Source organism: Coleofasciculus sp. (assembly GCF_046565525.1).
Taxonomy (GTDB): Bacteria; Cyanobacteriota; Cyanobacteriia; order Cyanobacteriales; family Coleofasciculaceae; genus Coleofasciculus.
In genome coordinates this window covers 43,892-53,162 of sequence record NZ_JBKHUP010000057.1, presented here as the reverse complement: position 1 = coordinate 53,162, position 9,271 = coordinate 43,892, and the positions used below count along the sequence as shown (strand labels likewise).

General features: G+C 44.8%; 7 protein-coding genes. 4 read left to right on the top strand and 3 right to left on the bottom strand.

Annotated elements, in window-relative coordinates; all coding sequences use genetic code 11:
• The 3 genes from ACLGGO_RS20365 to ribE form a co-directional block, all read right to left on the bottom strand.
• Positions 1 to 3,877, bottom strand: a 3,877-nt coding sequence (locus tag ACLGGO_RS20365) for a HEAT repeat domain-containing protein (protein ID WP_446420670.1), incomplete at its 3' end; no start/stop codon positions are given.
• A 312-nt stretch (positions 3,878 to 4,189) separates the two neighbouring features.
• Positions 4,190 to 4,546 (bottom strand): CU044_2847 family protein, encoded by a 357-nt coding sequence (locus ACLGGO_RS20360; protein ID WP_446420669.1) that lies wholly within the window; start codon positions 4,544 to 4,546, stop codon positions 4,190 to 4,192.
• A gap of 309 nt (positions 4,547 to 4,855) precedes the next feature.
• Entirely contained in the window at positions 4,856 to 5,557 is a 702-nt protein-coding gene (gene ribE / locus ACLGGO_RS20355) for a riboflavin synthase (protein WP_446357685.1), read from the bottom strand.
• Positions 5,558 to 6,096: 539 nt separating this feature from the next.
• Between ribE and ACLGGO_RS20350 the strand changes: the two genes are divergently transcribed.
• The 4 genes from ACLGGO_RS20350 to ACLGGO_RS20335 all read left to right on the top strand — a co-directional run bounded on the left by ACLGGO_RS20350 (position 6,097) and on the right by ACLGGO_RS20335 (position 9,186).
• Positions 6,097 to 6,603, top strand: coding sequence for a bifunctional nuclease family protein (locus ACLGGO_RS20350; protein ID WP_446334892.1), 507 nt, complete (start codon positions 6,097 to 6,099; stop codon positions 6,601 to 6,603).
• 43 nt (positions 6,604 to 6,646) lie between these two features.
• Positions 6,647 to 7,774: an aldo/keto reductase gene (locus ACLGGO_RS20345; protein WP_446334891.1), complete on the top strand. Its 1,128-nt coding sequence runs from the start codon at positions 6,647 to 6,649 to the stop codon at positions 7,772 to 7,774.
• Between the two features lie 129 nt (positions 7,775 to 7,903).
• Positions 7,904 to 8,539 (top strand): hypothetical protein, encoded by a 636-nt coding sequence (locus ACLGGO_RS20340; protein WP_446420668.1) that lies wholly within the window; start codon positions 7,904 to 7,906, stop codon positions 8,537 to 8,539.
• A gap of 98 nt (positions 8,540 to 8,637) precedes the next feature.
• Positions 8,638 to 9,186, top strand: coding sequence for a hypothetical protein (locus ACLGGO_RS20335; protein WP_446420667.1), 549 nt, complete (start codon positions 8,638 to 8,640; stop codon positions 9,184 to 9,186).
• Positions 9,187 to 9,271: the final 85 nt, after the last annotated feature.

The window sequence follows — 9,271 nt, the reverse complement described above, 5'->3', positions numbered from 1 at the left end:
CTGCTTCCCTTCTCACGTTACTATCGGAATCATTGAGGACAGCAATTAAACCCTCGACAGCTTGAGTATCCCCTATCTTACCCAAAGCCCATGCTGCTTCCCTTCTCACGTTACTATCGGAATCATTGAGGACAGCAATTAAACCCTCGACAGCTTGAGTATCCCCTATCTTACCCAAAGCCCATGCTGCTTCCCATCTCAAGTAAGGATCGGAATGGGAATGATAGAGGGCAGCAATTAAACTCTCGACAGCTTGAGTATTGCCTATCTTACCCAAAGCTACTGCTGCTTCCCATCTCAAGTAAGGATCGGAATGATAGAGGGCAGCAATTAAACTATCAACAGCTTGAGTATTGCCTATCTTACCCAAAGCTACTGCTGCTTTCCATCTCACGTCACTCTTGGAATGGTTGAGGGCAGCAATTAAACTATCAACAGCTTGAGTATTGCCTATCTTACTCAAGGCTTCTGCTGCTTCCCTTCTGACTTCACTATTAGAATCATGAAGGGCAGTAATTAAACTATCAACAGCTTGAGTATTGCCTATCTTACCCAAAGCTACTGCTGCCCTCCATCTCACGTCACTATTGGAATCATGGAGGGCAGCAATTAAACCATCAACAGCTTGAGTATTGCCTATCTTACCCAAAGCTGCTGCTGCTTCCCATCTCACGTCACTATTGGAATCATGGAGGACAGCGATTAAACTATCAACAGCTTGAGGATTGCCTATCTCAGCCAAAGCTGCTGCTGCTTCCCATCTCACGTCACTATTGGAATCATGGAGGGCAGCGATTAAACTATCAACAACTTGAGTATTGCCTATCTTAGCCAAAGCTACTGCGGCCCTCCATCTCACGTCACTATTGGAATCATGGAGGGCAGCAATTAAACCCTCGACAGCTTGAGTATTGCTTATCTTACCCAAAGCTTCTGCTGCTGTGCTTCTCACGTAACTATCGGAATCATGGAGAGCAGCAATTAAACCCTCGACAACTTGAGTATTGTCTACCTTAGCCAAAGCTACTGCTGCCCTCCATCTCACGTCACTATTGGAATCATGAAGGGCAGTAATTAAACCCTCGACAGCTTGAGTATTGCCTATCTTACCCAAGGCTTCTGCTGCTTCCCTTCTGACTTCACTATGGGAATAATTAAGGGCAGCAATTAAACCCTCGACAGCTTGAGTATTGCCGATCTTACCCAAAGCTTCTGCTGCTGTGCTTCTCACGTAACTATCGGAATCATGGAGGGCAGCTTGCCACTTCTGAACCATCTGCGAATTCACCTGACTCAGTGCCACAAGCGTGGAAGTGATAAACCCAACCCTTGGATAAGACAGCCAAAACTTGTACAGTCTATCAATTACCTTAGTAACCAAAGGGTGAGAACATTCTGAACATTCCGCCAAACATCGCCCCGCTAACAGTAAAAGCGTTTTAAAAATATCATCCTTTTCCTTGGTAATCGCTTGCAGCAAAGGAATCGGATTATTCATCAATCCCGCCAGCAAACTTAGGGTTTCATGCCAGTCATAGTCCCAAAAATGCTGCCGCGCTAACGCCACCCCATTCTCAACCCGACTCAAATACGCTGCTGTCAAATACTCCTGAAACGTGCGGTGGAGAAAAAGATAGCGATCGCCCCCTCTATCCAATAGTTGAATAATACCATCATTCTCAGACAACTCCTCAATCAAACTCGCCGCACTCAGCGATTTAAAATCACTGCACACCTGCTCACTTCCCAGATAGTTTTCTATCTTGCGCCTGAGTTCGTCTATGGAAAAAATTTCCTTGCCTTCAGCACTAAATTGATAAGCCAGTTCCTGCAAAAGCTCTTTTTTAGCTGATACTCGCGCCTCATTCACCCATTGTCGATGATTATCAACTCCCCATTTACCCAACATATAATCCACGGCTTTACCATACACCTGAGTCCGCCGTGCTGGAAGCGTCAATCCTTTGACTTGATATAAACTACACAGTAACGACAACAATAATGGATTTTGAGCCAATCCACTAATTTGGGGTTTATGGCGGAGTTCTTCAATCAATCCCTCGGCTGAGACAGAATCATCTTCTAGATAACCCGCCGCATTTTTAAACCAGGTTTGAATATAGGCTTCGGTTTGCTTTTGACTAAACGGAACAATTTCTACTTCTTTTGCCTCCTGCAAAAAAGCACCGCCATAGCCAACAATGCGAGAGGTGCAAATCATCGGACAGTTATAATTGCGGGCAAATCGATTTAGCTTTTCGGCTAAACGAGTCCGATTCTGTTTGGGGACTTCATCTAAGGCATCTAATAGTAAGTAACATTTGCCATTCTCTAATTTTTCTTGTAGCAGTGTGTCAATAGCTGGATAGTTTTTCGGATAATCTCGCTGGATCAGTTGAGGTATTGACTCAATGATTTCTTGGGGAGTTTCATCCAAGTCGGATAGGCGCAGAAATAGGGGGAATATTACATCATCTATTGCCCTGGTTTCTACCTTGTTTAAGTTGACAGTTGAACTCTCACCCAAGGCTTTTTGATCCCCCCTCCCCCCCTTCAAAAGGGGGGTTATATGAGGGAAATCTGGTTCTCCGTTCGGTACAATATCAGTGCTGCCTTCTTTGATTTCTCCCTTTTTAAAGGGAGTTATACGAGGAGAATCTGGTTCTCCGTTCGGTACAATACCAGCGCCGCCTTCTTTAGTTTCTTCCTTTTTAAGGTGGGTTATACGAGGAGAATCTGGTTCTCCGTTCGGTACAATATCAGCGCCGCCTTCTTTAGTTTCCCCCTTTTTAAGGGGGACGGAAGGGGGATCTATAAGGGTAACGGAAGAGAGATCTAATCGAGAAGAAATCTGGGGGGTTAGGTTTTCCCTCTCCTGTTTAGCAATTAATCCCGCCTCCATTTTTAATAACGTAGACTTCCCCATCCCCGGATCAGCCAAAACCATTAATCTGGAATGCTCTTTTTTCGCCTCTTGCCAATCCACCTGAGTTTGTCGCGATTCCTCAACCGCTTCTACCCCACCTTTGAGCGCATAAACCCGTTTAATTTCTGCCTCAGATTCCCCATACCCCCACGTCGTTTCTACCTCATGCTTATACTTCCGTTCCAGGGTGACTTGAATCGGAATATATTGCTCTTGCAATACAACTTTTTGCGGTGTGTGGAAAAAGCCAATGGATTTAAATCGTTGATCATTTTCAATCGCCTCCAGAAATTGACAAACGGCATTTTTCTCCGGTTCTAACCCCAGTTCATCCAAACTCTCTAAACAATTGTCCCAGCGAATCAGATAACTTTCATCGCTTTTACTACACTGAATCACGCCCACCACACCACCCAAGTCTTCAGCAAAAACAGCGCCGCCGCTAGTTCCTGGATCAACTTTCGTATCAATTCGATGAGACAAAAAAGTAGACTGTTCTTGGGGTAATCGATTCCAATGATTTGTCGCGGTTACAGTTTGGATGCGATAGGTGGGTAGAATTTTAACAGGCGCACTGGGGCGAATGGTTGGCGCGGAAAAGTTAATCCCTTCGGGAAAAAAATTCTTTCGCGAGGGCGGAAATCCATAAACCGTTACCGAGGTTGATAACTGTTGCGGATTAATTATCGGTACGGCGGGGGCGTTTTCAATCGTTATCTTGAGAATGGCAATATCAACATCTGGATTAGATAAGGCTTCGCACCATTGCGCCTCGTATTCCTGTCCCTGATATTCTACTATGAGGCGATCAAGTAAATAAATAACATGGTGACAAGTGACTAAGTAACCATCAGACCGAATGAGGAAACCTGAACCTGCGGTTTCTCCTTTAGCGGGATTCAGGATTTTCACCATGGATTCCCGGAGTTGGTCAAGACCATAGTAACTCATCTTAAACTGGGATGGGGTTGACGTTTGATGGGATAAGCGCGTCAATTTGTAGGGGCGGGTTTTACGACTATCTTTTCGGTTGTACCTAGATGCAATTAAACCCGCCCCGATTCTCTGGTTTGGTGTTTTCCGGTGAAGTGTTAGGTATGGGGGAGTTATCTTATTTCATCATAGATGATGTTTGGTTCTGGTGTTTGGGTATGACGAAAGGATTGGGTTGGGTTCTTGTAGTTTGATAGGCTAAAGCCATTACTACAAACAACAAGAGCATTGGGTTGGGTTCTTGTAGTTTGATGAGCTCAGGTTCCCTGACTACAAACTGGGTGGATTTTTTTGACTTAAATCCCATTCAATGGTGACTTTTACATTGGCTTGGGCGGTTCCTTTGGTGACAAAGGGTATTCCGGTTTCTCCCCCTGTTTGTAAGCCAAATTCTAAGGCAACTTTACTCGGTGCTAGGTTATCAGTCAGTCCCTGTTTTACACTATCGAGTACCAGTTTAGAGTAACTCTTGACTGTACTCTTCATAGTTCGTTTTAATTTATTTGTTCTCTCTTGAATATCATCAATAAAGCCCACGGCTTGCAGTGCATCACTGTCTTCATCATCATATTGGATATAAATGGTTTCGCCATCATCTCCAACAACTTCTGTTATTCTATTCGTCATCGTTTATTCTCTCCTGTAAGTTCCTAGTAGGCACTTTAGTGCCATCAGCTTCCCACCACTGATGACCAAGTTTTAACCAAACGCCATTTTATCTCAGAGCAAGGCGTAATAATTGCTTATATCCTTACCTTTATGGCGACAACTATATTTCCAAGATAAACGCTATTGTCTGAAGGGGTAAAAAAACCTAAAAAATAGCAAAGGAGAAACCTACATTCTGTACTACATGATGCGATACGGAATGATTACGCTATTTGAGTTGCCTGTGGACGTCAGCCTGAGTTCCCCACACTTTGGCTACTTCATAATTCACAAATACCCGTGTTCGGCGAGAAATTCAGGTGAAATATCATCTGTAGATAAAGAATTCACACTCTTGACTTGATCCCCTAGTAATAGTAATTTCTCAACATACTTGCCTAAAATATCGCTTTCTAAGTTCACCCACTGTCCTAACTGCAAATAACTCAAATTGGTTTGAGCATAACTGTGGGGAATAACTGCCACCTTAAACCAACTTCCGTGGGGATCACACTCAGCAATGGTCAAACTGACGCCATTGACAGCAATACTCCCCTTCGGAACGAGAAAACGAGCAACATGACGCTGCCATAAATTTTGTAAGGATGCCGGTGAAGTAAAACATAGAATCCAGGAATTTGTTGTTTTTACAGAGTCCTGGAGAGAACCAATCCCATCAATGTGACCTGTGACAAAATGTCCCCCTAGTTTACTACCGACTCGTATTGATGTTTCCAAATTGACATAGGTAGCAGCTTGATGCCTTTGCCCCAGAGTAGTGCGGCTTAATGTCTCATCGGAAGCTGTTGCCACAAAACCTTGGGACAAAATTTCTTCCACCGTCAAACATATTCCATCAACAGCTACACTATCACCAATGGCTAGATCGTCTAGAATCACGGCTGCCTTGTCAGGAAGACAAGTCAATTGAAAGCGATCGCCGCCTAGCGGTTGCAGGGTGCCTAGTGCTTGAATTAATCCTGTGAACACGATTTGATCAAAGTAGCGGGTCGCGGATCACCGATTATAGAGGCTCCGTGATAAAATGGTTTTGGGGGTAGTGAAGGGGAAGTTTCACTGAGGAACTCTTTTTAACTAACCAGTGTTTAATGATTAGTCCTACCCTAATACGGCAACATAAGTCAAGCTAAAGTTGCAATTCAATCACTTGAAGCACTTAGTTCATCGCTTATCAAAACAAGTCTATACCAATGTTAGGAGGCAAAGCAAGGAGGTGGCAGTTGATCAAAGCGAGGGAGATTAACCGCTAGAGAGCTATTGGGGACAAGGATGAACGGTTATGTGTTTTTTTTGATAAAGTCCCGAAACAAACGTCCTGAGACTGGGGCATACTGGGAGAATACAATCTCGTTGATCTCCGCCCAATTTGATACTAGAGGACTGATTCTGGGGTTAATCGGTGAAGTCAGATAAGCTAGTACAATTGTTCTACTTTAAATCCATCCCATGGGGCTTTACTGCTTCGCGTTGATGCCCTCGACGCCGACTGTATTCTAGAGGCTAAGCTAATGATTGAAATGAAAGTTGCTGGAATTGCATTAGATGCTGTCACCCGTAGTCCAATCGTGCTGCTGAAAGACTCACAAGAGCGACGCGCTCTCCCGATTTACATTGGACAAGATCAGGCAAAAGCAATTATCAGCGCTTTAGAACGCCAAAAGGCTCCCCGCCCTCTGACACACGATTTGTTTGTGAGTCTCATGGAAACATGGGACATGAAGTTAGAGCGGATCATTATCCACTCACTCCAAGATAATACCTTCTATGCTATCCTCTGTGTGCGTCAGGGTGAAGTGAAAAAGGAAATTGATGCTAGACCCAGTGATGCGATCTCGATCGCCCTTCGCACGGATAGCCCAATCTGGGTGATGGAAGAAGTGATCGCGGATGCGTCAATACCCGTTGATCGAGATGCGGATGAAGAAGAACGACGAGCTTTTAGAGAGTTTGTCTCCAATATCCGACCGGAAGACTTTTCCCAGCATAAAGGATTTAAAACCGGCGGTGAAGCTTAGGTGGTCATTGCTCATGGAATGGTAAGGGGATGGTAAGTCACAAATGCGTTATCGACGGTTTGGGAAAACCAATCTGTGGCTATCCGTATTTTCCCTAGGAACCATGCGCTGCTTGGCGGGCGAGTCAGATGCTCAATTTACCGTACAACACGCGATCGCGAAGGGGATTAATCACCTAGAAACCGCCCGCAGTTATGGTAAAAGCGAGCAGTATTTGGGGAATATCCTCAAAAAATTACCCGTACCACGAGAACAACTCACGATCACGACTAAGCTACCGCCAACGCCTGATCCTCAAATCATGGGTCAGTGGATTAATGAATCCTTAGAGCGTCTACAGCTAGACTATCTGGATTGCTTAGCCATTCATGGAATCAACACCTGGGAACATCTGACCTGGGTTGAGTCTCCGAGAGGCTGTATGCAGGCAATACAAGACGCATTAGCAGAGGGTCAGATTAGACACCTCGGCTTTTCCACTCATGCTCCCCTAGAGGTCATAGTAGCAGCAATCCAGACCAATTTATTTGAATTTATCAACCTACATTACTACTATATCTTTCAGCGCCATAGTCCAGCCGTAGAATTGGCGCACCAGAAGGATATGGGTGTGTTTATCATATCTCCGGCGGATAAGGGCGGACGACTCTACACCCCCCCGGCGAAACTCGTCGAACTCTGCTATCCCTTCTCACCATTAGAGTTAAACTATCGTTTTTTATTGAGCGATCGCCGAATTACCACCCTGAGCGTGGGACCTGCTAACCCAAAGGAATTGGACGCCCCATTAGCCGTTGCGGAGCGGGATGACTCCCTGACTCCCCAAGAAAGTGAAGTATTTTCCCGTTTAGAAACCCAAGCTGAAACGGCTTTAGGAACAGACCGTTGTAGCCAATGTTACCAATGTCTGCCTTGTCCGGAAAAGATTAACATTCCAGAAGTATTAAGGCTGCGGAACTTAGCCGTGGCTTATGATATGACAGATTACGGGCAATACCGCTATGGCATGTTTGAAAATGCAGGACATTGGTTTGCTGGGGTTAAGGGTAATCGTTGTACAAGCTGTGGTGACTGCTTACCCCGTTGTCCGGAACAACTCGATATTCCTGGTTTGCTAGCCGATACTCATCAACGTCTCAATGGATCTCCTCGGCGTCGGCTTTGGGGCTAATGGTACTTGAAAGGAAACCGTGATCATACTACTTTGGGAAAAAAGAGACAGATGGAATTAAAAAGCTCAAGGAAATTAATTTCTCTAGAAAAAAGTTCCTCCTCCAGAATAGTGGGTTGAGGTGATCTCATGAAAAGTGGAAAAAGTCGCAGAGAGAAAATCCCAAAATCGAAGAAGCGCAAATTCTCTAGCTTCAGGAAAGGCGAGGCATTTCAGTACGTTGGACTCATCGATCTGCTACCTTGGATACTGGAAACTGAACCCGTTCCACTCAGTGCCTTTTTCCAAGAACACCTCACCCGACTCAACCGCCACTTCGATCTTGAAAGCTATGAAGAATCCAAAAAGCTTTTGATTGATGCTATATGCGATGAAGCCATTAACCCTTGTGATCGCCTCAAAATCTGGAAAGGAGCGCAGCTTGAAAGCGATCAGCTAGCAGGATATGTAGATTACCTGATTGCTGAACGTAAGCGATTTCTAGATATGCCGATGTTGTGTATCATTGAAGCCAAAAAAGATGATTTCGAGCAAGGGTTAGCTCAATGCCTGGTAGAGATGCAAGCCTGCCAGTGGAACAATCAACAGCATAACCATGACATAGATATTTTGGGCATTGTTACGAATGGCGAAGGCTGGAGATTCTACAAGCTCGCTATCGAGGGTATTGGGTATGAAACGCCTCTGTATTCAACTGGAGATATGGAACTCTTACTCGGACGGCTGCGGTATATCTTCCAACTATGCCAACAAAATCTTCCCTAATTTAACTGGTGAGGGGTTTGGGGAGCTATAAGTCCCACGCCATAATCTTTGATTTGCTGTGGGAGGATGTCAAGAACTCATACAATTAGAGTAAAGAAATGATGATTAAATCAGTGTTCAGTCAGTTGGGGCAATTAAAAATTTGGCTCATCGCCATTTCCTTCCTGCTGTTGATCACACCAACAGCAACGGCGCAACGCACTTCTGCACCAATACCGTCCTTAGTCCCCCTAGAAACAGAACTACTAGAACCTGAGGCTGTCCTACCTCCCAATATCATTACAGCCAATACAATCTCCCAGCAACATATTACAATTCCCAGCCTTTGGTGGGCAGAAGATCAGTTTGATGAATTTGGCGGTAAACTGCTCGTGAACTGGCTCGCTTACCAAGATGAGCAGCGGGTGGATTTGGTTGTTAGCCGTCAACCGTGGACGCTGCTAAACTACTTAGAACGATACAGCTTCATTAATCATTTCGGAACTGTTGCTAGAGACTATAACTATAATGTCCGAGTCTTCAATGACCGAGCCGAACCCTTAGCTACGTATACCTGCGATTACACTACTCTAACTCTGCCATCTTGTGAGGTTTTGATGTTTGAAGGCTTAGGACCTACGGGTTTACCCGTCGAACGAATTCCTTAAAGGGGAGATTGTAGAGGCGTTCCGGTGGAACGTCTGAGAAACAGGCATGATCTGATTGATGAGATATCAAGTAACCCCTTATGAT